The sequence below is a fragment of the Streptomyces sp. SAI-170 genome, assembly GCF_049739565.1.
Taxonomy (GTDB): Bacteria; Actinomycetota; Actinomycetes; order Streptomycetales; family Streptomycetaceae; genus Streptomyces.
Window position 1 is genome coordinate 478,065 of sequence record NZ_JBMGQD010000001.1, and the last position, 24,354, is coordinate 502,418.

Annotated in this window: 17 protein-coding genes and 1 pseudogene; 7 read left to right on the top strand and 11 right to left on the bottom strand. The window is 70.8% G+C overall.

Going from position 1 to position 24,354, the window contains the following annotated elements:
- Positions 1 to 44 precede the first annotated feature (44 nt).
- Positions 45 to 959, top strand: a complete 915-nt coding sequence (locus RKD23_RS02090; protein ID WP_424851982.1) for an oxidoreductase — start codon at positions 45 to 47, stop codon at positions 957 to 959.
- A gap of 39 nt (positions 960 to 998) precedes the next feature.
- On the opposite strand, the gene RKD23_RS02095 is transcribed toward RKD23_RS02090, so the two are convergent.
- Positions 999 to 1,979 (bottom strand): hypothetical protein, encoded by a 981-nt coding sequence (locus RKD23_RS02095; RefSeq protein ID WP_424851983.1) that lies wholly within the window; start codon positions 1,977 to 1,979, stop codon positions 999 to 1,001.
- Positions 1,980 to 2,303: 324 nt separating this feature from the next.
- Here RKD23_RS02095 and RKD23_RS02100 point away from each other — a divergent pair, with 324 nt between their 5' ends.
- A complete protein-coding gene (locus tag RKD23_RS02100; protein ID WP_424851984.1) occupies positions 2,304 to 5,831 on the top strand; it encodes a CHAT domain-containing protein in 3,528 nt (1,175 codons plus the stop codon).
- A gap of 39 nt (positions 5,832 to 5,870) precedes the next feature.
- On the opposite strand, the gene RKD23_RS02105 is transcribed toward RKD23_RS02100, so the two are convergent.
- Positions 5,871 to 7,322 (bottom strand): MFS transporter, encoded by a 1,452-nt coding sequence (locus tag RKD23_RS02105; protein ID WP_424851985.1) that lies wholly within the window; start codon positions 7,320 to 7,322, stop codon positions 5,871 to 5,873.
- Positions 7,323 to 7,535: 213 nt separating this feature from the next.
- Between RKD23_RS02105 and RKD23_RS02110 the strand changes: the two genes are divergently transcribed.
- A complete protein-coding gene (locus RKD23_RS02110; RefSeq protein WP_424858145.1) occupies positions 7,536 to 7,961 on the top strand; it encodes a MarR family winged helix-turn-helix transcriptional regulator in 426 nt (141 codons plus the stop codon).
- 45 nt (positions 7,962 to 8,006) lie between these two features.
- Here RKD23_RS02110 and RKD23_RS02115 read toward each other — a convergent pair whose 3' ends face one another.
- From RKD23_RS02115 to RKD23_RS02145, 7 genes are all read right to left on the bottom strand, one after another.
- Positions 8,007 to 8,603 carry an HD domain-containing protein gene (locus RKD23_RS02115; RefSeq protein WP_424851986.1) on the bottom strand — a complete coding sequence of 199 codons (597 nt, stop codon included), beginning with the start codon at positions 8,601 to 8,603 and terminating at the stop codon, positions 8,007 to 8,009.
- Between the two features lie 104 nt (positions 8,604 to 8,707).
- Positions 8,708 to 9,937, bottom strand: coding sequence for a cytochrome P450 family protein (locus RKD23_RS02120; protein WP_424851987.1), 1,230 nt, complete (start codon positions 9,935 to 9,937; stop codon positions 8,708 to 8,710).
- A complete protein-coding gene (locus RKD23_RS02125; RefSeq protein WP_424851988.1) occupies positions 9,934 to 11,157 on the bottom strand; it encodes a cytochrome P450 in 1,224 nt (407 codons plus the stop codon). Before RKD23_RS02125 ends, RKD23_RS02120 begins: the two co-directional genes overlap by 4 nt.
- Positions 11,154 to 11,774, bottom strand: a complete 621-nt coding sequence (locus tag RKD23_RS02130; RefSeq protein ID WP_424851989.1) for a GTP-binding protein — start codon at positions 11,772 to 11,774, stop codon at positions 11,154 to 11,156. Before RKD23_RS02130 ends, RKD23_RS02125 begins: the two co-directional genes overlap by 4 nt.
- The gene (locus RKD23_RS02135; protein ID WP_424851990.1) at positions 11,755 to 12,111 is read right to left on the bottom strand and encodes a DUF742 domain-containing protein; all 357 of its coding nucleotides are present in this window, start codon (positions 12,109 to 12,111) and stop codon (positions 11,755 to 11,757) included. Before RKD23_RS02135 ends, RKD23_RS02130 begins: the two co-directional genes overlap by 20 nt.
- A complete protein-coding gene (locus RKD23_RS02140; RefSeq protein WP_424851991.1) occupies positions 12,108 to 12,515 on the bottom strand; it encodes a roadblock/LC7 domain-containing protein in 408 nt (135 codons plus the stop codon). Before RKD23_RS02140 ends, RKD23_RS02135 begins: the two co-directional genes overlap by 4 nt.
- 67 nt (positions 12,516 to 12,582) lie before the next feature.
- Entirely contained in the window at positions 12,583 to 14,097 is a 1,515-nt protein-coding gene (locus tag RKD23_RS02145; RefSeq protein WP_424851992.1) for an ATP-binding protein, read from the bottom strand.
- A 387-nt stretch (positions 14,098 to 14,484) separates the two neighbouring features.
- Here RKD23_RS02145 and RKD23_RS02150 point away from each other — a divergent pair, with 387 nt between their 5' ends.
- Positions 14,485 to 15,117 carry a hypothetical protein gene (locus RKD23_RS02150; RefSeq protein ID WP_424851993.1) on the top strand — a complete coding sequence of 211 codons (633 nt, stop codon included), beginning with the start codon at positions 14,485 to 14,487 and terminating at the stop codon, positions 15,115 to 15,117.
- A gap of 547 nt (positions 15,118 to 15,664) precedes the next feature.
- Positions 15,665 to 19,789 (top strand): trypsin-like peptidase domain-containing protein, encoded by a 4,125-nt coding sequence (locus RKD23_RS02155; protein ID WP_424851994.1) that lies wholly within the window; start codon positions 15,665 to 15,667, stop codon positions 19,787 to 19,789.
- Between the two features lie 38 nt (positions 19,790 to 19,827).
- On the opposite strand, the gene RKD23_RS02160 is transcribed toward RKD23_RS02155, so the two are convergent.
- Complete coding sequence (locus RKD23_RS02160) at positions 19,828 to 20,508, bottom strand: TetR/AcrR family transcriptional regulator (protein ID WP_424851995.1); 681 nt, start codon at positions 20,506 to 20,508, stop codon at positions 19,828 to 19,830.
- Between the two features lie 71 nt (positions 20,509 to 20,579).
- Here RKD23_RS02160 and RKD23_RS02165 point away from each other — a divergent pair, with 71 nt between their 5' ends.
- Positions 20,580 to 21,704: an FAD-dependent oxidoreductase gene (locus tag RKD23_RS02165; RefSeq protein WP_424851996.1), complete on the top strand. Its 1,125-nt coding sequence runs from the start codon at positions 20,580 to 20,582 to the stop codon at positions 21,702 to 21,704.
- Positions 21,705 to 21,729: 25 nt separating this feature from the next.
- Here the strand turns inward: RKD23_RS02165 and RKD23_RS02170 are convergent.
- Positions 21,730 to 22,367, bottom strand: a pseudogene (locus tag RKD23_RS02170) (carbonic anhydrase).
- 247 nt (positions 22,368 to 22,614) lie between these two features.
- Between RKD23_RS02170 and RKD23_RS02175 the strand changes: the two are divergent.
- The gene (locus tag RKD23_RS02175; RefSeq protein ID WP_424851997.1) at positions 22,615 to 24,300 is read left to right on the top strand and encodes a ribonuclease J; all 1,686 of its coding nucleotides are present in this window, start codon (positions 22,615 to 22,617) and stop codon (positions 24,298 to 24,300) included.
- Positions 24,301 to 24,354 lie beyond the last annotated feature (54 nt).

A 24,354-nucleotide genomic window follows, 5' to 3' on the forward strand; every position in this document is an offset into this window, starting at 1 on the left:
CTGAATCGATGGCAGTCACCCTACCGCGCGGTGATCATTCCGGCATGACCTCACAGACGATCGACGCCGCGGCGTCAGGCACCTGGAAGCGGGGAGACCTCCCGGTCCGTCGCATCGGCTTCGGGGCGATGCGCCTGCCACAGACCGGCGAGGCCCTCGTGCCCGACGCCGTCCCGCGCGACCGCGACCAGGCGATCCGGGTGCTGCGCCGGGCGATCGAGCTGGGCGTGAACCACATCGACACCGCCGCGTTCTACTTCTCGCCGCTGCGGTCGGCCAACGAGCTGATCAACCGGGCCCTGGCCCCCTACCCGGACGACCTGGTCATCGCCACCAAGGTCGGGCAGCCGCGTGACCCGTCGGGTGCCTGGCTGCCGCATGCCACACCCGCGCAGTTGCGCGGGCTGGTCGAGGAGAACCTGCGCCAGCTCGGCCGGGACCATCTGGACGTGGTGAACCTGCGCATCGTCGGGACCGACTCGATCGCCGAACGCTTCGGCGTGCTGGCCGAGTTGCGCGAGGCCGGACTCATCCGCCATCTGGGCCTGTCCAACGTCCTGCCCCATCACCTCGCCGAGGCCCGGGCCATCGCGCCGGTGGTGTGCGTGCAGAACATGTACGGCCTCGGAGTGCGGCCCGACCAGGACACCTTCGTCGGTGCCTGCGGTGAGCAGGGTGTCGCCTTCGTGCCGTTCTACGCGATCGCCGCCTCCGGACGCCAGGCCGGGGCGAGCGACAGCGACCACCAGGAGATCCGGGCCGTCGCCCGGGCACACGACGTCGGCCCCGCCCAGATCCGGATCGCCTGGACGCTGCACCGCGGCCCCCACATCCTGGCCATCCCCGGCACCGGCGACCCCGACCATCTGACCGCCAACGTCGCCGCCGGCGCCCTCCGGCTCACGGAGGACGAACTCGCACTCCTCGACTCCGTGCACCGGCGGCCACAGAACGGCTGAACTTCCCGGGCCTTGCCTCGTACGAGCGCCGACAGAGGCTCAGAAGGTCCAGGCGAGCGTCACGTTGAGCCGTTGTTCCACCATGGTGATGTCGCTCATCATGGCTCGCCGGCCACCCAGCCGGACGCCGCCCCACAGCAGGCCGACGGCGTTGTTGGTACCGGACTGCAGGACGACTGAACCCGAGTCGCCGCCCCGGGAGAAGATGCCGTCCGGGCATTCCGCCGGGTTGAAGAAGATCTCGAACTGGTGGGCCATCACGTACACGTGCCCTGCCGGCGGACTGCCGCTCTCCCAGTACACGGCCGGCGCGACGCCGACGATCTGACCACCGGTTGGGCCGCTCTGCGAGCCGCGTTTGCGGACGAACATCTTCACCGTCGGCGCGAGCGTCTGAGCGACCGCGCCGAAACCGTCGGTGATCGTGTTGGAAAACGTCCGGCCCTGCTGAGCGGCCTCGTCCAGGGCGACGATCGCGGCGTCGACCTGCCGGCCCAGCCAGAGCTGTCCCCCGACCGGGGTCGGGATCGTCTGCGTCGCCGGGGAGTCGAAGGCGATCACCTGACCGAGGCTGTCGGTCAGGTCAGGGGTGGAGCCGATGGGCATGGGCGGCGCGGTGGGCTGGTAGACCCTGGCCCCGGTGTCGCCGGACACGTGGTGGCAGGTCAGGCCGGCCAGCGTGTTGTCGTCGTTGCGCAGGACCACCGCGCCGAGCGTGCCGGCGGCCTGCGGGGCCTGCTCGATCTGCGCCCCGCCCACGAGCTCGTCGTACCGGTTGGTGTCCGGGGTGAACAGCGGTCTGATCGGGAACTCGACGATGCACACCGGCAGATCGACGATCTGCGTGGGCAACTCGGGCACAGCCGTGGCGTCGTCCACGTAGACGCGAACGGCCAACTCGTCGAAGAACTCCTCGTTCTCCTCCCGCATGCCGATCCCCACGCCGTTGACACCTTGCAGGGCGGTCAGCTCAAGGGACGGAACCTCCAGAGCGGCAATCAGTTCTTCCGGGATCTCCATGGTGAGCCTCCTCAGACAACGGGCAGCGGAATCTCGTCCACGCACCCGGTGCTTTCGGGCTTGCGTGGGAGCCTTCCGTCCGGCATCCGGCCGTCCTGAGGCGTGGCAGGCGCTCAGCAACGTCGATGCCCGCCTTCTCAGGATCCCAGCTGCCGTAGGTGTTGTCCTTCCGATGGGCAGGGGGCCTGTCAGGACGAGGCGCCGGCGATCACACCGCACAAGTAGACAGAGATCCACAGTTCGGCGAGCCCGGCGACGGTTGCCGCAGTCGTCAGAGGCTTATTGCCCTACCGTGGACAGAACGGGCAGAGGGGGCAACGGTACGTGTACGACGACGTCCGGCGAGTGACCAAGGACTTCTGGCTCAGCGGTGACATCGACGCGCTGCTCGCGGCCAAGTTGCCGCCACCGCGGCGGTGCCCGCGTCGTCTGCTGCCGGAGCTCGCTCAGGCGCACCGGCTGAGGTTTCAGGCGCACAGCGGGTTCGCCGGGCTGGTCGAGCGGGAGATCGCCGCTGTTCTCTTCGATCGATCGGGTGATCCTGCGGTCGCCCGTGTCACGGCGCTGCCGGAGTATCGGGTGCTGGAGGCGGCACGCGAGGAGTACGACGAGCACCCGGACCGCGCTTCGTCGGCGCGGTGCGCCGACGCCCACATGAGGTTGATGAACGCGGTGGACGACGAGCGGATGAAGGCCGCGATCGCCGCCGACTACGCCAGGGCGTTGTCCACGCTCGACGAGCTGTCCGCCACCGGCCGGAACCGTCAACTCGTTCTGGACCTGCTGAACTGGGCGATCGCCCGTACTCCGCACGACGACCCGCAGCGGGCTCGAAGGCTGCTCGCCCGGGCGCGAGCGAAGTCGGCCGCGGGGGCGCGCCCGCTTCAGGTGCTCGCCGACTGCCGGGCCGCTGCCCGGCTCGCGCTGCGCGAACGTCCGGTGTGGCGCGACGTCGTGCTGGCGCTGGCCCAGTTCGAGGCCGACCTGTACTCCCAGGGTGCACCGTTCATCCACCTCGCCGGTGCGCTGGTCGCCTGCCGGGACCTCGCCGAGGCCGTGCGGCGCGACTTCGGCGAGAAGGCGGAGGTGCCCGTACTCCGCGAGCTCGAGGAGGAGGCGACGCTCCGGCTCGGTGCCGAGACGACGCGCTGGCTGATGACCTGTCACCGCGATCCCGCCGCGCTGGCAAGGCAGTACGACGTCATCGCCCTTCTGCGCAAGATGCCGATCCGCTCGGGTGTGCTCGAGAAGCGCCGCGACCAGGCGTGGGTGCTGGCGACCGGTCTACCGCTCAACCACCGTGACAGGACCGCCGCGTTGCTGGACCTCACCTACGCGCATTCCAACCTGTGGGAGATCGCCGGCGACCCGGACGCGGTCGCGCGAGCCCACGACACCGCCGCCGAGGCGCTGTTGACGGCCTCACCGGACGACCCGCTGCGGGGCAGGCTGCTGGTGGCGTTCTCGCACTCCGGTATGACCCTCGCGAAGCAGACCCACGACACCGACCTGGCCGGAGAGGCGGTCGCGGCGGGCCGGGCCGCGCTCGGCCTGGCCGGCGACGACCCTGACGAGCGGGCGCTGCGCCAGTCAGAGTTGGCGTACGCGCTGATCACCCAGTACGAGCTCGGCGGCAGCCCTGCCGCTGCCGGGGAGGCGACCGCGCTCGCAGCCGAGGCCGTCGCCCTGACCCGTGCCGATGACCCGGACCTGCCCGTGCGCTGGGCAGTGCTGTGCACCGCGGCCAAAGCCGCCGCCACGGCGGGCGAACCCGGCATGCTCACCAAGGCGGTCGAGGCAGGCAGGCGAGCGGTGGAGACCCTCCCCGCAGGCGACGCGCGCCGCCCCGTCATGCTCTACAACTACGCCGACACCGTGAAAACGCAGGCGGTGACAGCGGAGACGAACGACCCGCGCCTGTTCGACGAGGCCGAACGCGCCCTCCGGATCGCTCTCTCGCTGCTGGAGCCCGGCCACGGCGACCACACACGCTTCGGCAGTTCCCTGGCCGATGTGCTCTACCACCGGTATCGGCAGTGCGGCGACTTCGGCGCGCTCGACGACTCGCTCGAACAGGCACAGAAGGCGGTTCGCGGGACCGCGCACAACCACCCCTTGTACCCGGCCCGCGCGCTCACCCTCGCCCGCTCGGCCCGCGAACTGGCGCGCACCGCAGGGCCACGCGCCGACGACCTGCGCAAGCTCGCGATCAGCCACTACCGGGCCGTCGGGACCCACCCGCTGGCCGACGCCGAGCAGCGGATGTCTGCCGAGCAGGCACAGGCTGCGCTGCTGGCCGAGGCCGACACGGCGTCGTGGCTGGACGCGCAGGAGCGCGTGATCGCGGTGATTCCCGAGTTCGTCAGCCGCGCCCTGCCCAGCCACTACCGGCTGGAGGCCGTACGCGCTCTTGACGGTCTGGCCGACCGGGTGGTCGACGCGGGTGTGCGGTCCGGCCAGGTCGACCGGGCTCTGGAGCTGCTCGAACGCTGCCGGGCCGTGCTCTTCGCTGACGCCTGGGGCGTCCGCCGATGCTGGACGCGGCTGCGCGAGACCGCGCCGGAACCGGCCCGACGGCTCAGCGACGTCGAACGGCTGCTGGCCCACAACGACCTCTACGCCAACGTGACCATCCGTATCTCGGATCCTGAGGACCCCGCCTCCGCGGTACACAGTGACCAGAGGCCTCGGACACTTGAGCAGATCCGGCAGCTCGCGAAGGAACGCGACAGGCTCCTCGCCGAGGTACGTGACCTGACGGGTCTGCAGGACCTGCTGTCGCCACCGGATGTGCACGCCCTGCGCGGACGGCTGGCCGGGCACACAGCCGTGGTCATCAGCGTGGCAGGCACCGCCCTCGTCGTTCCGCCCGACCCGGCCCGGCCCCTCCAAGTGGTCCCGTTGCCAGGCATGAGCGAGGCCGCCGCCCGCGATCGGGTTCGGCAACTGCGTACCGCGCTGGCCGACGCGAAGGACCTGGCGTGCTCCTTCGACCGACGTGAACAGGCCCAGCGCGAGGTGCACGCGGTGCTGGAGTGGCTGTGGGACACCGCCGCGGGACCGGTGCTGGACCGGGTCACGACGTCCCGGCTGTGGTGGTGCCCGCTCGGCGTCGTCTCCCAACTCCCCCTGCACGCGGCGGGCCGGCACCGCGACCGCTCCGGGCGGACCGTCCTCGACCGGGTCGTCTCCTGCTATACGCCGTCGCTGACCGCGCTGGCCGACGTCCTGACCACGCCGCGGCCCCGGCACGCCGACCCCACCGCACTCGTCGTAGGTGTCCGAGAGGCGAAGGGCCACCCGACACTGCCGAACGCCGGCGCCGAGGCCGCGGCAGTGGCGCGGCTCCTTCGTGACGCGACGGTCCTCATCGATGCCGACGCCGAGCGGGAGGCCATCAAGAAGGGCTTGCTCGAGCACGAGATCGCCCACTTCGCCTGCCACGGCCGCGCGGTCAGCTCGACCGAGCACCCCGACCTGGGCGGGCTGTTGCTGAGCAAGGGCATGATCGCGCCGTCGTTCGTCCACGACCTGCGCACCACGCGCGCGCAGCTGGCGTTCCTGTCCGCATGCGACACGGCCGGCGCCGACCCTGAGCTGCTGGACGAGCCGTTGAACCTGGCCTCGGCTTTCCACCTGGCCGGTTTCCGGGGTGTGATCGGCACGCTGTGGCAGACCGGGGACAGCACCGAGACAGCCGAGGCGTTCTACACCGCGCTCACCGGGGGCGGCAGCCGGCCTGTCGACCCGGCCATGGCGGCCACCGCCCTCAACGAGACCTTGCGCCGCATGCGGGATGCGTATCCAGCCGTGCCGACCAGATGGGCCGCTCACGTCCACGTCGGCGACTGATCCCTCATAGGTCGCGTGAGCTTCGACACCCCGTCCGGCTCAGGCGTGGGCCTCCTCCGCGTCCGCCGGGGTCTTCGCGGCCGGGGAGTCGCCGGTGCCGGCGCGCACGGCGGGGATCAGAAGGGCGACGGCGGCCGAGACCACGGCGACGCCGCAGCCGATCAGCAGGCCGACGCGGAAGCCGTTCTCCGAGGCGAGCGTGTGGCCGCCCAGGGTGATGGTCATCTGCGCCAGGACCACGCCGATCACGGCCGACCCGATGGTGGTGCCCAGCGAGCGCATCAGGGTGTTGAAGCCGTTGGCGGCGGCGGTCTCGGAAACCGGGACCGCGCTCATGATCAGGGCCGGCATGGCGCCGTAGGCGAGGCCGACGCCGCTGTTGATGACGATGCCGACGATCATCAGGCCCCAGGCGGTCCCCATGAGCGGAAGCGCGACGGCGTAACCGGCGGCGATGACCAGCGCGCCGCAGATGAGGGTGGTCTTCGGGCCGCGCGCGTTGATCAGCTTTCCGCCGAGCGGGGAGACGATCATCATCATGACGCCGCCAGGCGCCATCCACAGACCGGCCGCCAGCATCGACTGGCCGAGGCCGTAGCCGGTGGCCTCGGGGAACTGGAGCACCTGCGGGGCGATCAGCATGAAGGCGTACATGCCGACGCCGATCAGGATCGAGGACACATTGGTGAACAGCACCCGGGGGCGGGCGGTGGTGCGCAGGTCGACCAGAGGGTCACGGGTGCGCAGTTCATAGGAGCCCCAGACGGCCGACGTGACGACGGCCAGAGCGAACAGGACGAGGACGGTGCCCGACGTCCAGCCCCAGTCGCCGCCCTTCGAGACGGCCAGCAGCAGCGACACCAGGCCGATGGCGAGGCCCACTGCACCGGGGGCGTCGAACCTCTGCCCCTTGGCGCCGGCCGACACATCCGGGACGTAGACGAAGATCAGCGCGCCGATCACCAGGGCGAGCGCCGCCGCGCCCCAGAAGAGCACGCGCCAGTCGGCGTACTGCGCGACGGCCGCGGCCAGCGGCAGGCCGATCGCACCTCCGATGCCCATGGAGGCGCTGACGAGGGCGATGGAGCCGCTCAGCTTCTCGGCCGGTACGACGTCCCGGAGCAGGGCGATGCCGAGGGGCACCATGCCCATGCCCATGCCCTGCAGACCGCGTCCGACGATCATCGGGACGACGGACGAGGCGAGGGCGCAGACGACCGAGCCGGCCACCAGGGGCACGGCGCAGACGAGCAGCATCCGGCGCTTGCCAATCAGGTCGCCGAGGCGTCCGGAGACCGGCACGCACACACCCGCGACCAGCAGCGTGACGGTGACGACCCACGCCGCGTTCGACGGCGTGGTGTTCAGGATCTGCGGCATCTCCGCGATCAGCGGGGTCACCAGGGTCTGCATGATCGCGGCCACGGTGCCCGCGAGGGCGAGCGTGGCGACGACAGCGCCTGAGCGGGTGGTCGGCTGGGGGCCGTCCATGCGGGGCTCCTCCACGAGAGTCGATGACGAAGGCACACCCCCCGAAGGGGTGTGATGTGCATCGTACATACTCTGTGTATCTGCCACATCGAGTGCTCGATCCATAGGATGGCGTGGAGCGAAGGCCGCAGGAGGCGCACCGCAGCAGCAGCGCAGGAAAGAGGGCACGTGAGCACCGCGGAAAGGGCCACGGAAGAGGTCGAGTTCGAGCAGATGCTGCTGAGCCGCTACATGCATCTGCACAAGAACAAGGGGCGCCGCACGGACAGTGTCCTGGAGCGGAGCGCCTACATCCTGCTCAGCCGCATCCGTACGCAGGGCCCGATGTCGATCGGACAGCTCTGCGAGGCCTTCGGGCTGGACGCCTCCACACTCAACCGGCAGACGGCTGCGGCGATGCGTGCCGGGCTGGTCGAGCGCATCCCCGATCCGGAGGGCGGCATGGCCCGCAAGTTCCGGATCACCGAGGAGGGCGAACGGCGCCTGGACGAGGAACGCACGGGCCTCGTCGCCAGCCTCGACCTCATCATGGCCGACTGGCCGGAGGAGGACATCGCGGCCTTCGCCGGCTACCTCCGGCGCTTCAACTCGGACATCGAGCGCCTCCACGGGATGCCGTGGCCCCGACTGGAGCGGTGAGCAGCCCCGGGCGGGCGATGCTTCGGGCCGGCCGGGCCACCAGGACTACGCGAGGGACTGCCCGTGGCGCGCTGCCAGGGCCGTCAGGTCGGGGTCGCCGAACTCGGCGCGCAAGGCGTCGAAGACTTCGGTCTTCTCGCTGCCGAAGCGTGCGACGTAGCGGGCGTAGGTGGCGGCGGACAGGAACTTCGGGGGCGTGCTCTTGGTGTGGAACTTGTCGGCGTACATGACGAGTCGTTCCTCCACGGTCTCCGCGAGGTAGTCGCACGCGGGCAGGGGCAGGCCCTGCGTGACCACGTCGTGCTTGGTCAGACCCACGCCCGTGTGGCAGGAGGCGAAGCGGCGGATGTCCTCCGGGAAGCCCTCCTGCCGAAGGATCTCGTGCCCCAGCACTCCGTGGCGGATGTAGTTCGCGTGGTCGAGGTTTCCGTGGGCGTCGACGAGCCGGTAGACGCCGATGTCGTGCAGCAGGCAGCCCGTGCGCACCAGGTCGACGTCCACCGGTGGAGCGGTGTCGCCGATCAGGGTCTCGGCGATGCTCCACACGATCTCGCAGTGCGTGTGCACGAGGTCGAACGCCTGCCGGGTGGGGGCGTACTTCTCGTGCAGGGCGCGGATGTCGTCGACGCTGGGGAGAGTCACCGGCGGAGGCTAGCAGGCGGTGCCGCCGGCTTCGCCGTGCGGGCCCCGCGCCTGCCTGGTCCTCGTACCGGAACCCGGTCGGAGCGCAGGCGCGGGGCAGGGACTCACTTGTCGGTCAGTCTCACCGGCAGTTCGAACAGGTCGTTCTGGGTGACGACCGGCTTGTTGCGCAGCTCGGCGGCGGGTACCGCGAGGTCGAGGTCGGGGAAGCGCTCGTACAGAGCGGGGAGGGCCACGCCGGCCTCCAGGCGGGAGAGCGCGGCGCCCGGGCAGACGTGGGGGCCGTGGCCGAAGGAGATGTGCCGGGTCACCGGGGTGCGGGTGATGTCGAACTGTCCGGCGGTCGGGCCATGGGCCTGCTCGTCCCGGCCGAGGGCGCCGTAGGAGACGATGAGCGCGTCGCCGGCGGGCAGGACGCGGTCCCCGACGGTCACGTCCTCGGTGGCGAAGCGGATCAGTACGTGCGAGGTGGGCGTGGACCAGCGCAGGGTCTCCTCGATGACGGCGGACCAGTCGACCGCGCCGGACAGCACCAGGGCTCGCTGTTCGGGGTGGGTGGACAGGTTGACCACGGCGTTGACGATGAGGGAGATGGTCGTCTCGTGGCCCGCCGCCACCATCAGCTGGAGGGTGGAGACGATCTCCTCGTCGGTGAGCCGGTCACCGTCCTCGGACGCGGCGATCAGCGCGCTGGTGAGGTCGTCACCCGGCTGCTGCCGCTTGCCGGCGACCGTCTCGGCCATGATGCCGGCGAGTTCGGTGAGGGTGGCGATGACCTCGTGCGGCGGGGTCTGTGTGGAGAAGAACTTCTCGAACAGCACCTTCAGCCGGGGCAGCCGGGCTTCGTCGATGCCCATCAGGTCGGCGATCACGTACATCGGCAGCGGGTAGGCGAACGCGGCCTTGAGGTCGACCACTTCCCCGTCGTCCGGCAGCTCGTCGAGCAGGGTCCGGGTGAGGTCGGTGATGCGCTCGCGCATCTGCTCCACACGGCGCGGTGTCAGGGCCTGTGCCACCAGGGTGCGCAGCCGGCGGTGGTCGGCGCCGTCCACGGTGAGCATGGACCGGCCCGGGTTCGCCAGCCCGATGAGCGGCCAGTCGGCGGGGATCTCGCCGCGCTGCCAGGCTCCCCAGACGTCGATGTCCTTCACCAGGCGCGGGTCGGTCAGCAGTTGCCGGGCCTCGGCGTGGCGGGTGACCGCCCACACCGGCACGCCGCCGGGCAGCTCGACCGCGGCGAGCGGGCCCGCCTCGCGCAGCCGTGCGCTCTCGGCGTCGAGGTCGGTGACGAAGGGGTCCAGGGCGATACGCGGCAGTTCGGTGCCGGTCGTCATGTGGGGGTGCCTCCAAGGGCGGGGGTCGGGGTGAACCGCACGGGCAGTGACGTCAGCCCTCGCAGCCAGGGCGAGGGGCGACGGGTCAGGGAGTCGGCCGGTACCGCCAGGTCGATGTCCGGCAGCCGGTCCAGCACGACCTCGATGGCGGTGCGGGCGATGACCTCGGCGACCTCCTGGGCCGGGAAGGGGCATCGGTGCTCACCGTGGCCGAAGGAGAAGTGGGCCTGGTTGCCGCCGGTGAGGGTGGCACCGTCGGTGCGGACCTGCGGATCGTCGTTGGCGCCCTGGAGCCCGAGCAGCAGCATGTCGCCGGCGCGGATCGGCCGCCCGCCGAGCCGGGTGTCACGGGAGGCCCAGCGGCCGGCCACGTTCTGGGTGGGCGTGTCCTCCCACAGGACTTCGCTCATGGCCTCGGCGACGCTGTTGCGGCCGCCGAACAGGGACGCCGCGAAGCGGGTGTCGGTGAGCATCAGCCGCAGGGAGTTGCCGATCCAGTCGGCGGTCGGCTGATGGCCGGCCGCCATCATCACCATCAGGTCCTGCGCGATCTCCTCCGGGGTGAACCCGCTGGTGTCGGCGAGCATCCGGGAGACGACGTCGCGGGCCGGCGCGGCCTGACGCTCCGCCAGCAGGGCCGCCATCGACGCGGCCAGGTACTGCTGGCCCTCGATGGCCCGCTCCCGCCCGTCGATCATGTCGTTCAGCGCGGCGACCAGCGCGGGCCCGTCCTCCTCCGAGAAGCCGTAGAGCCGGGCCAGCACCCGTACGGGGAGCAGCATGGCGTACTCCCCGACGAGGTCCGCCTCGCCCTTGCCGCACAGCCCGTCGATCAGCTCGTCCGCGAACCGTTCGCAATGGGTGCGCAGTTCGAAGGGGTCGACGGCCTCCAGGGCGTCGCTGATCATCCCGGCGCGCTGCCGGTGCCGTTCGCCGACGGTGTAGAGGATGGACGGCTGCTTGCGGCCGATCATCGGCAGCAGCGGCCAGTCGCCGGGGATCGAGTCCCACTGGTTCCACAGCTCGGAGTCGCGGCTGAAGAGGACCGGGTCGCCGGTGACCTGGTGCAGTTCGCGGTAGCCGACCACCAGCCAGGCCGGTACGTCGCCGTCGAGCAGCACCGGGACGACCGGCCCGTGCTCACGGCGCATCTCCCGGTACAGCCGGGCCGGTTCGGTCTGGAACCGGGGCCCGCCCAGAGGTACGGGGGTGCTGTTCACGGGACCAGCTCCTGAGATCGGCCGGGGTGCGGGACGGCGTACTGGTCGCTGATGTGCTCGACGAGCGCGATCAGCACCTGCTTGCTGGACTCCCGTGACCGGGCGTCGCAGTGCAGCAGGGGGACCTGCGGGTCCAGGTCGAGTGCCGCGCGGATCTCGGCGGGTGTGTGCGCCGGGCCGCCGAAGTCGTTGCACGCCACGACGAACGGGGTGCCGTGGTGCTCCAGGCGGTCGATGGCGTACCAGGAGTCGTCGATACGGCGGGTGTCCACGAGCACGACCGCGCCGAGGGTGCCCGAGAAGAGGCGGTCCCACAGGAACCAGAAGCGCTCCTGGCCGGGCGCGCCGAACAGGTACAGCACGTTGCGGGCGTCCAGGGTGATCCGGCCGAAGTCGAAGGCGACCGTCGTCGCGGTCTTGCCGCGCACCTCACGGATGTCGTCGACCGACTCACCGGCTCGGGTCATGGTCTCCTCGGTGTTGAGCGGGCGTATCTCGCTCACCGAGCGGACCATGGTCGTCTTGCCCACGCCGAAGCCGCCGACGATCACGATCTTCAGACCGTTGTCGGCGGAGGCGGCCAGCGGGGTGCGGGCGTCAGAGGTTGCGGAGTCCAACGAGCACCTGTTCCAGGATGTCGGGGGCGGGGAAGCCGGAGGACGTGGGCTTGCGGGGGTGGCGGGCGCTCACGCGGCCCTGGTCGAGGAGGTCGGTGAGCAGGATCCGGGTGATGCCGACCGGCAGCCGCAGCTCCGCGGCGATCTCGACCACGGCCGTGGGACGCTCGGTCAGCCGGAGGATCGCCGCGTGCTCGGACTGCATGCCCGCCACCGGCGCGGACTCCGCGACGACCAGCGTCACCAGGTCGAACGGGGAGTCCGGTGCGCTCCGGCTCCGGCCGCCGGTGACGGTGTAGAGCCGGTCGGGCGCGTCGTCCCGGCCGGGGCGGCTCATGACGTCCGCGGCTCGGCGCGCAGGTGGTCGCCGAGCTGCTCCACCAGCTCGTTCATGTGGTGGCCGACCAGCCCCGGGTCGGCCTCCTCGGTGGTGACGACCGCGAGGTGGGCTCCCTCACCGGCCTCGACGATGAACAGGACACCGCCGTAGAACTCGGTCATCGCCGAGCGGACGCCGCCGCTGCCGTCGCCGAACTCCATCGACGCCCCCTGGGACAGCGACTGGATGCCGGCGGCGATCGCGGCGAGCTGATCGGCCTGGTCCGTGGAGAGTTCCGGGGTGCGGCACAGTTTCAGACCGTCACGGGAGAGGACGAGCGGCGCGTGCCGCGCGCCGGGGGTGCGCTTCAGCAGGCCCTCGATCAGCCAGGTGAGTTTCTCGTCGGTAGTGGTGCCGGTCATGGGGTGGCAGTGCCTTCCGGATACGTGTGCGGAGGGAGTTTCGTACGGCCTGTGCGGCCTGTACGGGCTATGCGGAGGGAGTTCCGGGCTGTGCGTCGGGCTGGGCTCCGGACTGCCGCGCCGATGAGCCGCTGTCGTCCGGGGAGCCTGGGGCCGCCCCGCGTACCGCCTCACGGAAGCTGCTGAACCTGGCTGCTCGCGTGGGGATGTCGGTGGGCGCCGCGCCCTGCTCCACCGTACGGGCGGAGTGTGCGCGGGACCGCTCGGACTCGGCGAGGGTGCGGCCCCGGCTGCGCCGCGGCAGGCCTCCGGTCGCGCTCGGCTGCTCGGTGGAGCCGCTTCCGGCCTCGGCCGGGGCGGAGCGCGCGGGGAGATCGGCGGAAGCCGCGGTGGTGTGTACGGGCGTGTCGTGCGGGTCCGTGGCGGCGGCCTCGGCGACGTCGTACGACGCACCGGGCGCGTTCGCCGGCGGGCCCAGGGGCGGCTCGTCCCGGGCGGTGAGGATGTCCTGCGGCAGCAGCACCAGGACGCCCGTGCCGCCCCGGGCCGACGGCCGGAAGGACACCTTCAGCCCGTGCTTGCGGGAGAGCCGGCCGACGACGGCCAGTCCAAGCCGTGTGCCGGTCAGACCGCCGAGCCCGGTGATGTCGCCCGAGACCGCGCGTTCGGCGCGCCGCAGTTGGACATCGCTCATCACCAGCCCGCTGTCCTCGACGGAGACGAGGGCACCGGCCGGCACCTCTTCGACGTAGACATGGACCTCGGACGTGGGCGGGGAGAAGTTCGTGGCGTTGTCCAGCAGTTCGGCCAGCACATGCATGACGCCCTCGGCGGCATGTCCGACGACCGCGGTCTCACTGGTGGAGTGGACCCGCACCCGCCGGTAGCCGCCGATACGGCCCATCGCGCCCCGCAGGATCGACTCCATGGGGATGGGACGGGCCCAGCGCCGGCCGGAACGGGCGCCGGACAGCACGGCGACGGAGTCGGCGACGCGACCGGCCTGCGCCGTACGGTGGTCCAGGTGGAGCAGGTCGGCCAGCACCTCCTCGTCGCTGTGCTTCTCCTCCATCGTGCGCAGGTCGGCGAGGATGCCGTTGGCCAGGGCCTGAAGTCGCGCGGCGGCGTTGGCTGTCGCGGAGATCGCCGCCGCACGCTCGGACTCCGCCTGACGGGCCCGCTCGGCCAGCCGGGCGCTCTCACCGCGGACACCTTCGAGCTCCTCGGCCGCCCTACGCCGGTCGAGCGCGGCCTCGTCGGCCCGGCGCTCCAGCTCCTGGTCGAACTCCGCCTGCATGCCGGCCTTGTCCTGCAGCAGCCGTCCGAGGTCGCTGCTGACCGCGTCCAGCCGGCCCTGCAGCAGACGGGCGGTGATGCGGTGATGGGCGGCGACCGCCACGGCGGCACCCAGCAGCACCGCGAGCGTCCCGCCACCCGAGGCGAACTCCATGCGCGCTTCCGGCGGCACGACCGTCATCGCCGTAGCGCCCACCAACGCGAGGGCCGGCACGGCGGCGGCCAGGGCGGGCGGCAGCACCGTTCGTATGCCGGGGCGTCGGCCCGGGCGGCTGGGCGCAGTCATGCAGCGTGGTCCTCTGCGGTGGCCCAGCGCGGGATCGGCGGCACGAATCCGCCGTACGTCAACTGGTGTCCACAGTTGTTGAGTTGGTGGGTGAAGGCGAGTGGATTCTTTGTGGTTGTCATCAGTTATGTCAATCCACTGTCCATCCGCCGCCTCCCTGAGCCGATGTTCGACGAATTGGGGTCGATCCCAGCAGGAACCGAAGGGTTCTTGCCATACCTCGGTGAACGAGGGCCCCGTTTCCGTACCATCACTACGACATGCCTGTGCAGCAGTAACCGCTACAGGTCGTGCGGTACCAGGCGGAACAGCAGACGCGTTGGACTTCGCATACGTCACAGGCTCGCTCGCCGCGAGCCTGTGACATCAGAGATGGGTGGCAGAAGCATGGCCGAAACGAGTACCGGCACAACGGACGTGGCCTCGCAGTACAGCGCTCAGGTGGCCAGTGACCTGGAGCGCAACCTCAAGGAGCAGGAACGTCTCAGTGGTGAGATCGAGGCCCTCCAGGCGCAGTTGACGGCCCTTCAGCACAATCAGAGTGTTCTGGCCGCCATCCAGCAGGCCCTGGGCACCTCGGCGGAGACAGCCGCACCCGCACCTGTCACAGCGGTGCCCGCTCCACGGAAGAAGCCTGCGGCGAGGCCCGGTACGGGCCGGCAGAGCAAGGCCCAGAAGCCCGCAGCGGCCGCCAAGAAGCGCCCTGCCAAGAAGAGCACCACCACGCAGGCCACGACTTCACAGCCGGCCGCACCGAAGCTCGTCGCCCTCGTCCGCGAACACCTCGCGGACCAGCGGGAGCCCCGCTCCGCCGCCGAGGTCGCCACCGCCCTGGAGAAGCAGCACCCCGAGCGCACCATCAAGACCAACGTCGTACGCACCACACTCGAAGGACTCGTGGCCAAGAACCAGGCCCAGCGCAGCAAGCAGGGCTCGTCCGTCTTCTACACGTCCGCGGGCGCGGCCGCTGAACCGGACGTCCCTGCGCAGGATGCGCCGTCCGCCGCCGGAGGCGAATGAGCAGGGGACGAAGTCCGCGCGCACGACCAGGGAGAGCGGGATCGCCGTGTCCCGGACGGGGTCAGCCGAGGAGGGTGACGTAGGGCAGGAGGTCCTCGTCCGGTTGGCCCTAGGCGACCAGTAGCGCCAGTTGCTCGTCGGCGCCCTTGGTGGCGACGTCGTCCACCTCCTTCGGTCCGCGCTCCGTGACGCCGCCTTCACCAGTGGCGTCGTGGAGGGGCGGGACGGCTTCACGAAGTCGAAGGCGCCGATCTCGGCCGTATGGCCCACTACGAGATGCGGCCCTTCCCTTGTCCGGTGATGCTGGGCAGGACACCCGCTCTCCGGCTCCCGCTGAGAGAGCGCGAGGTGAGGAGGCGTTTTGCTGACTCGGACACCGTTGGAGGGCGGAGGCTTGGCTCGGGAGCGGCCGGTGAGGGTCGGTCGCATCGGCGATGCCCTTCACAAGCGGCCAGGCGCTCCACAGAGGGCTCGGGAACCTGTCACGGGTGCGGCACGCACCCCACTGGACAGCACGGACTGATCTCCGGTGCAAGCGGTCGGCAAGATGTCAGAAGGCCCCACGGACTTGCCTGTCGGCGTGGCACAGATTCTCGCGCCGGACGGAAGTGTGGCGGGGGCCGGCTTCCTGGTGGCCGAGGGCGTGCTGGTCACCTGTGCGCACGTCGTCCTGGCTGCGGGACGCCGGCCCGGGGAGCGGGTGCAGGTGGCCTTCCCCCACGCGGCCAAGGCGTTCCGGGCCGAGGGGTATGCAGTGCCGGAGCTGTGGCGTGCCCCCGAGGCGGAGGACGTGGCCGTCATCCGCCTGAGCGGTACGTCGGCGGAGCTGGAGCCGTTGTCGTTGGGCTCGGCGGCGGGCTGCCGGGGCCACCAGGTTCGCTCGTTCGGGTTTCCGGCCCAGGCCCCGCCGGAGGGGCACTTCGGCTTCGGCGTGGCCGGCGATCTGCTGCCGGCTGCCGGCGGCAGGGGCCCGCACCTGCAGTTGACGGCCGCCAACGACCTCACCACCGGTTTCAGCGGTGGGCCCGTCCTCGACGAGGTGACCGGCCTGGTCATCGGCATGCTCACCGAGATCGCCGCCCCCGACGCGTACGAACGGGGTCAGGGCATCGCGTACGCCACTCCGACGCAGGTGTTGCGTGAGGTCCTGCCGGAACTGGTAGAGCAGGAACTGTGCCCCTACCGAGGGCTGGAGTCGTTCACCGAGGACCAGGCACGGTGGTTCGAGGGCCGACAGGACGCAGTACGGAGGGTCGTGTCGGACCTGGCCCGACAGCGGCGGCTGACGCTGCTGCTCGGTCCCTCCGGCTCGGGCAAGTCCTCTCTGATCCAGGCCGGTGTTCTGCGTGCACTGGCCGCGGGTGAGCTGCCGGGCAGCGATCGGTGGTTGCCGGTGGTCGCCCGGCCGAGGCAGGACCTGGCGAGGGAGATCGAGCGTGCGGGGCTGCCCGGGACCCGCACCGACGGTCTGGTCGCGGCCGTCGGTCGTCGACTTGAGGGTGATCCCGCCCACGAGCGCATCCTGCTGATCGTCGACCAGTTCGAGGAGTTATTCACGCAGACCGCCGACGGCCACGAGGGCAACCGCACGGCCGTCCTGAACCAGATCGCCGCAGCGGTCGACTCGCTCGCGGAACTCAGCGTGATCCTGGTCATGCGTGACGACTTCTACCCGCAACTGGCCGCTCGGGCCCCCAGGCTGTTGGAAAAGGCGATGCCCGGACTTCTCAACGTACCGGGAACCCTGAATCGGCAGGACCTGCACGACATCATCGCCCTGCCCGCCCAGGATGTGGGACTTCGCTTCCAGCCGGGACTGCCGGAGCAGATCGTCAGCGACGTCCTGGCCGCAAATCCGGAGGCCGCGACAGCCCAGCAGGCACCCGTGACCGTGCTCCCCCTCCTCGAGCTGACGCTCAGCCAGCTGTGGGTGCGGCGTCAGGACGGGTACCTCACTCACGACGCCTACCGTCGCATCGGAGCAGTCAGCGGAAGCCTGACCACCTGGTGCGACAGCGCCATCAACGAACTGGCCCCGGGGCAACGGCCCATCGCCCGGCGCATCCTGACGTCGCTGGTGCGTCCTGCCGACCCCAGCCGCCACATCCCGGCAGTCCGAGCGCAGGTCCCCCTCCGCGATCTACGCGACCTGGCCGCGGGCTCCGACGACGACTCATCCGACGGTGACGTCGACACCGTCATCGCCGCCCTCACACGCCATCGCATCATCACCACCCAGACGATGCGAGACCAGCAGCGCCCGGACGCCCCGCCCGGCGAGCCGGTGGCCGAACTCATCCATGACGCGCTCATCCGTGACTGGGGCGCGCTGCGCGAGTGGATCAGCCAGGATCACCTCTTCCAGGAATGGCTCAGCCGCACCCGTGAACAGCAGGCCCGGTGGGCGGAGAGGACCGACTCCGGAGACCTTCTTGGGGGAACGGCACTCGCGGAAGGTATCGAGTGGTCTCGGCGACGTCGTCTTCCTGGCGACATCACAGCCTTTCTCACCGCAGGCAAGCAGCGCCAGCAGGCCGCCATCCGGCGCAGCCGACGCCTCAACACGGTCCTTGCCGGCCTGCTCGTCCTCGCGCTCCTCGCTGCGGGGGGTGCCCTGTGGCAGTGGCGGACGGCAACCGCCCAGCGGCGGGCGGCACAGTCGCGACAACTCGCCGGCCAGTCGGAAAGGCTCTTCGGCACAAGCCCAGAAGTCGCCTCACTGCTGGCCGTCCAGGCGTACCGCACGCGTCACACTCCCGAGTCCATCGCGAGTCTGAGGACCGCTGCGGCCCTGCCTTTGCATCGGCGTCTGGCGGGGCACACCAAAGATGTGTTCTCGGTGGCCTTCAGCCCTGACGGCCGTACCCTCGCCACCGGCGGTACCGACGGGGCCGTGCGGTTGTGGGACGTCGCGACCGGCGCGACCCGCACCACCCTCAGCGGACACCCCGGTGGAGTGTCGTCGGTGGCCTTCAGCCCGGACGGCCGCCTCCTCGCCACCGGCGGTGCCGACGCGGCCGTGCGGTTGTGGGACGCCGCGACCGGCAAGGTCCGCACCACCCTCACCGGACGCACCGACGGTTGGTGGGTGGCGTTCAGTCCCGACGGCCGCACCCTTGCCACCACCGGCAGCACCCACGACACCGTGCAGTTGTGGGACGTCCCGACCGGCAGGAACCACGCCACCCTCACCGGACACACCGGAGACGTCTACTCGGTGGCCTTCAGTCCCGACGGCCGCACCCTCGCCACCGCCGGCGGCGACACGACCGTACGGCTGTGGGACGTGACCACCGGCAAGACCCGCACCACCCTCACCGGCCATACCCGATATGTGCTCTCGGCGGCTTTCAGCCCTGACGGCCGCACCCTCGCCTCGGCCAGCAGCGACACGACCGTACGGCTGTGGGACGTGACCACCGGCAAGACCCGCACCACCCTCACCGGCCACACCGATGAGGTGGAGTCGGTGGCCTTCAGCCCGGACGGCCGCACCCTCGCCACCACCGGTGCCGACGCGGGGGTGCGGTTGTGGGACGTGACCACCCGTACGATGCGCACGTCCCTGATCGGCCACTCGGGCGATGTGTGGTCGGTGGCTTTCAGCTCGGACGGTCGTACCCTCGCCACCGGCGGTGCCGACACGATGGTGCGGCTGTGGGACGTGACCGCCAGTGCGAACCGCACGTCCTTGACCGGCCACTCGGGCGACGTGTGGTCGGTGGCTTTCAGCCCGGACGGCCGCACGCTCGCCACCGCCGGGAGCGACGACACCGTGCGCCTGTGGGACGTCGCGACCGGCAGGACTCGCACCACCCTCACCGAACACACCGATGAGGTGAGCTGGGTGGCCTTCAGCCCTGACAGCCGCACGCTCGCCGTCGCCGGCCACGACGCGACCGTACGGCTGTGGGACGTGACCACCGGCAAGACCCGCACCACCCTCACCGGGCACACCAGCTCTGTCCTGTCGGTGGCCTTCAGCCCCGACGGCCGCACCCTCGCCACCGCCGGCTCGGACGCGACCGTGCGGCTGTGGAACGTCGCGACCGGCAAGACCCGCACCACCCTCACCGGGCTCACCACAGTGGCGTCGGTGGCCTTCAGCCCCGACGGGCGCACCCTCGCCACCGGCAGCGTCGACAACGTCGCACAGCTGTGGGATGCCACGACCGGCAAGATCCGCACCACCCTGAGAGGGCACACCGGCGATGTGATGTCGGTGGCCTTCAGCCCGGACGGCCGTACGCTCGCCAGCGCCAGCATCGACGCGACCGTACGGCTGTGGGACGTGGCCACCGGCAAGACCCGCGCCACCCTCACCGGCCACACCGGCGAGGTGACTTCGGTGGCGTTCAGCCCCGACGGCCGGACCCTCGCCACCACCAGCAACGACCCGACCGCGCGGCTATGGGACGTGCGTACTGGCAAGGCCGACGCCACGCTCATCGGGCACACCGACAGTGTGTGGTCGGTGGCCTTCAGTCCGGACGGCCGAACCCTCGCCACCGGCAGCGTCGACAAAACCGTACGGATATGGGACGCGACCCTCCCCCAGCCATCCGAAGCGGTCCGCAAGATCTGTCGTGCCGTCAACCGCGACCTCACACCGGAGGAACGGACGGCGTATCTGCCGGACACGTCAGTGGGGCCGGTGTGTCCGGGAAGGTGAACCCCATCCGCTGCGCTGTCTGCCCGTCGGGCCGCGCGTCACCTTGAGAGGCCGGCTTCGATGCCGTCGAGCAGGAAGTCGAGGCCCATCCGGAAGGTGTCGTCGGCGTCCAGATGGGCGGCATCGCGCACCACCGTGGCCAGCGCGGGGAATCGGCCCGTGGCGAAGGTCCGCTCCAGGTAGGGGCCGAGGGAAGCCTGCCAGCGCTTCTCGTCCATTCCGGTGGCCCGCTCGGCACGCCTCGCGGCGATCTCGCGGCGCACGGCGCCGATCACGTACGCGTCGACGGCGGTGACCACCGGCATGACGGCGTCCACGTCGACGCCGTCCAGCGCGGCCACCACGGCCTCGCCTCTGGCGAGCGCGTGCGGTCCGAGCTGCGGTCGTCCACCGAGCAGATCCGCGAGCCATTCGTGCTCGTGAGCGGCCTGGCGGGTGGTTTCGGCAAGAGAGCGAAGCACCTCGCGCCAGCCGTTTCCGACGGGCCGGATCTCGGCGTAGGCCGCGTCGACCATCAGGTCGAGCAGCTCCTCCTTGCTGTCGATGTAGCTGTACAGCCGCATCGGCCCGACGCCCAACGCGGCGGCGACCTTGCGCAGCGACACCGCGTCCAGGCCGTCGGCGTCGGCCAGCCGGATCGCCGCTCGCACGATCCGCTCTCGGTTCAGCGGGGCCGGAACAGGTCGATCCGGCGGCTCCGGCCTTTCCCACACCAACATGCGGACAACAATACATCGCATGGCGCGATACAGCGTATCGGCTAATACGGCGTATCGAAGGGGAGGCAATCATGACCATCGCCATCGTCGGAGCCGGGCTCGGCGGCCTGGCTCTCGCCCGTGTGCTGCATCTGAACGGCATCGACGCCCTGGTGTACGAACGGGAGCCGTCGCGTCACGCGCGCGGTCAGGGCGGCATGCTCGATCTGCACGCCGGGACCGGTCAGCGGGCGCTGCGCGAGGCCGGCCTGATCGACGAGTTCGAGGCGATCGCCCGTCGCGCAGGGCAGGACCTGCGCCTTCTGGAGCCGGACGGCACCCTGCTGCTGCAGGAGGACACACCCGACGACGCCCCGCTCGACCGACCCGAGGTCGACCGCGCCGATCTCCGTGACCTGCTGCTGGATTCACTGCCCGAGCACGTGGTGCGCTGGGGGCACGTGTTCGAACACGCCGAGGACGGCCTGCTGCACTTCGCCGACGGCAGCAGTGCGACGTACGACCTGCTGGTCGGCGCCGACGGCGCGGGCTCCTCTGTCCGGCCGCTGCTCACCGACGCCCGGCCGGCGCACACCGGCCAGAACGTCGTCGAGCTCGGTATTCCCGACATCGACCGCACCCGCCCCGACCTCGCGGAGATGGTCGGACGGGGAAACTACTGGGTGCTCGGCAATGGACAGTCCCTGGCGGCGCAGCGCAACGGTGACGGCCGCGTACGCGTCTACCTGAGCTTCTACAACACGGGCGAGGACTGGTTCGCCACCAGCGGCATCCCCTTCGACGACCCCGCCGCCGCCCGGACGCGGCTGATCGACCTGTTCAGCGGCTGGGACTCCCGCTTCACCGCACTGATCGCAGCCTGCGACGACACGGTCCTGCCACGGTCGATCACCACGCTCCCGGTCGGCCTGACCTGGCCGTCGACGCCCGGCGTGACGCTGCTCGGCGATGCCGCGCACCTGATGCCGCCGGTGGGGCAGGGCGCCAACATGGCACTGCTCGACGGCGCCCTGCTCGGCCTCGCGCTGGCCGCGCGCCCGGACGACTTTCCCTCCGCCGTCAAGGACTACGAACGCGAGATGTTCGAACGCACCAGCGCCGCCGGCCGGCAGTCCGCGCACGTCCAGGAGATTCTGGCGTCGCCCGACGCCGCCCGGAAAATGCTCGCTTTCTTCCAGCCTGACCCTCGTCAGTGATGGTGCGGCGGCCGGCGGTCCTGGGTCACGACGCGGAGTCGGCCGTGACGTCGAGGCCGCGGGTGGTGACCAGGTGGGCGCTGCCGTCAGCCGGTAGGACAGGCCCACCACGGCGGTCTTGCCGGCCTTCACCTGGTCGGCCAGCACCCGGGAACGGTCCAGCAGCAGGTCGACGGTGTGCCGGGTGTGCTCGGCGATGATGTCGCCGTCCTGGGTGAGGCCGGCGGAGCGGGCTGCCAGCACGCTGGGCGTGACCCTCTCGATGACGTCCCGTACGTACCCGGGCGCGGTCACTCCGTCCTCCACGGCGGCGCGGGTGGCCGCGACGGCGCCGCACGAGTCGTGGCCGAGGACCACCACCAGGGGGCAGTTCAGCACGCTCGCCCCGTACTCGATGCTGCCCAGCACCTCCGGCCCGGTCACATGGCCGGCGGTACGGACCACGAACAGGTCGCCCAGCCCCTGGTCGAAGATGATCTCGGCGGCCAGGCGGGAGTCGGAGCAGCCGAAGAGCACCGCGAAGGGGTTCTGGGCCGGTGCGATCTCGGAGCGGCGTTCGGCGTCCTGGTTGGGGTGTTCCAGTATGCCTGCGACGAACCGCTGGTTGCCGGCCAGCAGCATCTCGAAGGCTTCACGGGGAGTCAGCGTCGAGGTGTCGGTCATGGCCGCAGATTACGGCCAGGCCCAGGTCACCGCGCCAGTGGGTGAGCCTCTACGTCGGCCATCGGTGGTCCCGGACGCCGGGCGAGGGCGGCCGACGGCCCGATCCGCCTCTCGTCCTGGAGCACCCGGAGCCAGGCCATCGAACCCCCGTCCCGGGGCACCCGCGGCAGGTGCCCCGACCCGTCGCGAGGAAGAGATCACAGGGGCAATGGATCACCACGTCCCACTCTCCGGGTAACGTCAAGGTATGAGTCATCCGCACCCCGAGCTGAAAGCCGCGCCACCCCTGCCCGAGGGAGGGCTGCGGGTCACTGCCCTGGGCGGCCTGGGGGAGATCGGCCGCAACATGACCGTCTTCGAGCACGCCGGCAAGCTGCTCATCGTCGACTGCGGCGTGCTGTTCCCCGAGGAGACGCAGCCCGGCGTGGACGTGATCCTGCCGGACTTCACCTCGATCCGGGACCGGCTGGACGACATCGTGGGCGTGGTGCTCACCCACGGCCACGAGGACCACATCGGCGGCGTGCCGTACCTGCTGCGCGAGCGCTCCGACATTCCCCTCGTCGGCTCCAAGCTGACGCTGGCGTTCCTGGAGGCCAAGCTCAAGGAGCACGGCATCCGACCGCGCACCGTGCGGGTGCGCGAGGGCGACCGGCGCGGCTTCGGTCCCTTCGACTGCGAGTTCGTGGCGGTCAACCACTCCATCCCGGACAGCCTCGCGGTCGCGATCCGCACCAGCGCCGGGATGGTGCTGCACACCGGCGACTTCAAGATGGACCAGTTCCCTCTCGACGAGCGCATCACCGATCTGCGCGCCTTCGCCCGCCTCGGCGAGGAGGGTGTGGATCTGTTCCTCACCGACTCCACCAACGCCGAAGTGCCCGGCTTCACGACCTCCGAGCGTGAGCTGAACCCGGCGATCGAGCAGGTGATGCGCACCGCGCCGCGTCGGGTCATCGTCTCCAGCTTCGCCAGCCATGTGCACCGCATCCAGCAGGTCCTGGACGCCGCTCACCAGTACGGCCGCAAGGTCGCCTTCGTCGGCCGGTCGATGGTCCGCAACATGGGGATCGCCCGTGACCTGGGCTATCTGAAGGTCCCGTCCGGTCTGATCGTGAGCACGAAGGAGCTGGAGAAGCTCCCGGACCACAAGATCACCCTGGTGTGCACCGGCTCGCAAGGCGAACCGATGGCCGCGCTGTCACGCATGGCCAACCGCGACCACATGATCCGTATCGGCAAGGGCGACACCGTCCTGCTGGCCAGCTCGCTCATCCCCGGTAACGAGAACGCCATCTACCGGGTGATCAACGGTCTGACCCGGTGGGGCGCCCATGTGGTCCACAAGGGCAACGCCAAGGTGCACGTCTCCGGGCACGCCAGCGCCGGCGAGCTCGTCTACTGCTACAACATCGTCAAGCCCCGCAACGTCATGCCCGTGCACGGCGAGTGGCGCCACCTGCGGGCCAACGGCGACCTCGCCATCCGTACCGGCGTGGACCCCGACCGGGTCGTCATCGCCGAGGACGGCGTCGTCGTCGACCTCGTCGACGGGCGCGCGTCCATCACCGGCAAGGTCCCCGCCGGCAACGTGTACGTGGACGGCATGGAGGTCGGCGGCGCCACCGAGGCGTCCCTCAAGGACCGCCTCACCCTCGCCGCCGAAGGCGTGGTCACGGTGGTGGCGATCGTCGACGCGGACACCGGTGCCCTCGCCGAGGCGCCCGACTTCCTGGCCCGCGGCTTCGTCCACGACGACGCCACCTTCGAGCCGGTCATCCCCGTCATCGAGAAGACCCTGGCCACCGCGGCCGAGGAAGGCGTCGGGGACGCGCGCCAGCTCGAACAGCTCATCGCCCGCTCGGTGGCGAACTGGGCGTTCCGCACCTACCGCCGCAAGCCGCTCATCATCCCCGTCATCATCGACGCCTGAGCCACGGCCCGGCCACCCGGGCGCCCGTGCCCTCCAGCACGCGCGTCCGGGGCC

What these genes read in the sequence shown, in the direction of transcription:
- RKD23_RS02175 (WP_424851997.1), top strand. Translation starts at nt 22,615, where the DNA reads ATGAGTCATCCGCACCCCGAGCTGAAAGCCGCGCCACCCCTGCCCGAG.
- RKD23_RS02155 (WP_424851994.1), top strand. Translation starts at nt 15,665, where the DNA reads ATGTCAGAAGGCCCCACGGACTTGCCTGTCGGCGTGGCACAGATTCTC.
- RKD23_RS02135 (WP_424851990.1), bottom strand. Translation starts at nt 12,111, where the DNA reads ATGAGCCGCCCCGGCCGGGACGACGCGCCCGACCGGCTCTACACCGTC.
- RKD23_RS02145 (WP_424851992.1), bottom strand. Translation starts at nt 14,097, where the DNA reads ATGACTGCGCCCAGCCGCCCGGGCCGACGCCCCGGCATACGAACGGTG.
- RKD23_RS02095 (WP_424851983.1), bottom strand. Translation starts at nt 1,979, where the DNA reads ATGGAGATCCCGGAAGAACTGATTGCCGCTCTGGAGGTTCCGTCCCTT.
- RKD23_RS02150 (WP_424851993.1), top strand. Translation starts at nt 14,485, where the DNA reads ATGGCCGAAACGAGTACCGGCACAACGGACGTGGCCTCGCAGTACAGC.
- RKD23_RS02165 (WP_424851996.1), top strand. Translation starts at nt 20,580, where the DNA reads ATGACCATCGCCATCGTCGGAGCCGGGCTCGGCGGCCTGGCTCTCGCC.
- RKD23_RS02090 (WP_424851982.1), top strand. Translation starts at nt 45, where the DNA reads ATGACCTCACAGACGATCGACGCCGCGGCGTCAGGCACCTGGAAGCGG.
- RKD23_RS02160 (WP_424851995.1), bottom strand. Translation starts at nt 20,508, where the DNA reads ATGTTGGTGTGGGAAAGGCCGGAGCCGCCGGATCGACCTGTTCCGGCC.
- RKD23_RS02140 (WP_424851991.1), bottom strand. Translation starts at nt 12,515, where the DNA reads ATGACCGGCACCACTACCGACGAGAAACTCACCTGGCTGATCGAGGGC.
- RKD23_RS02110 (WP_424858145.1), top strand. Translation starts at nt 7,536, where the DNA reads ATGCTGCTGAGCCGCTACATGCATCTGCACAAGAACAAGGGGCGCCGC.
- RKD23_RS02105 (WP_424851985.1), bottom strand. Translation starts at nt 7,322, where the DNA reads ATGGACGGCCCCCAGCCGACCACCCGCTCAGGCGCTGTCGTCGCCACG.
- RKD23_RS02120 (WP_424851987.1), bottom strand. Translation starts at nt 9,937, where the DNA reads ATGACGACCGGCACCGAACTGCCGCGTATCGCCCTGGACCCCTTCGTC.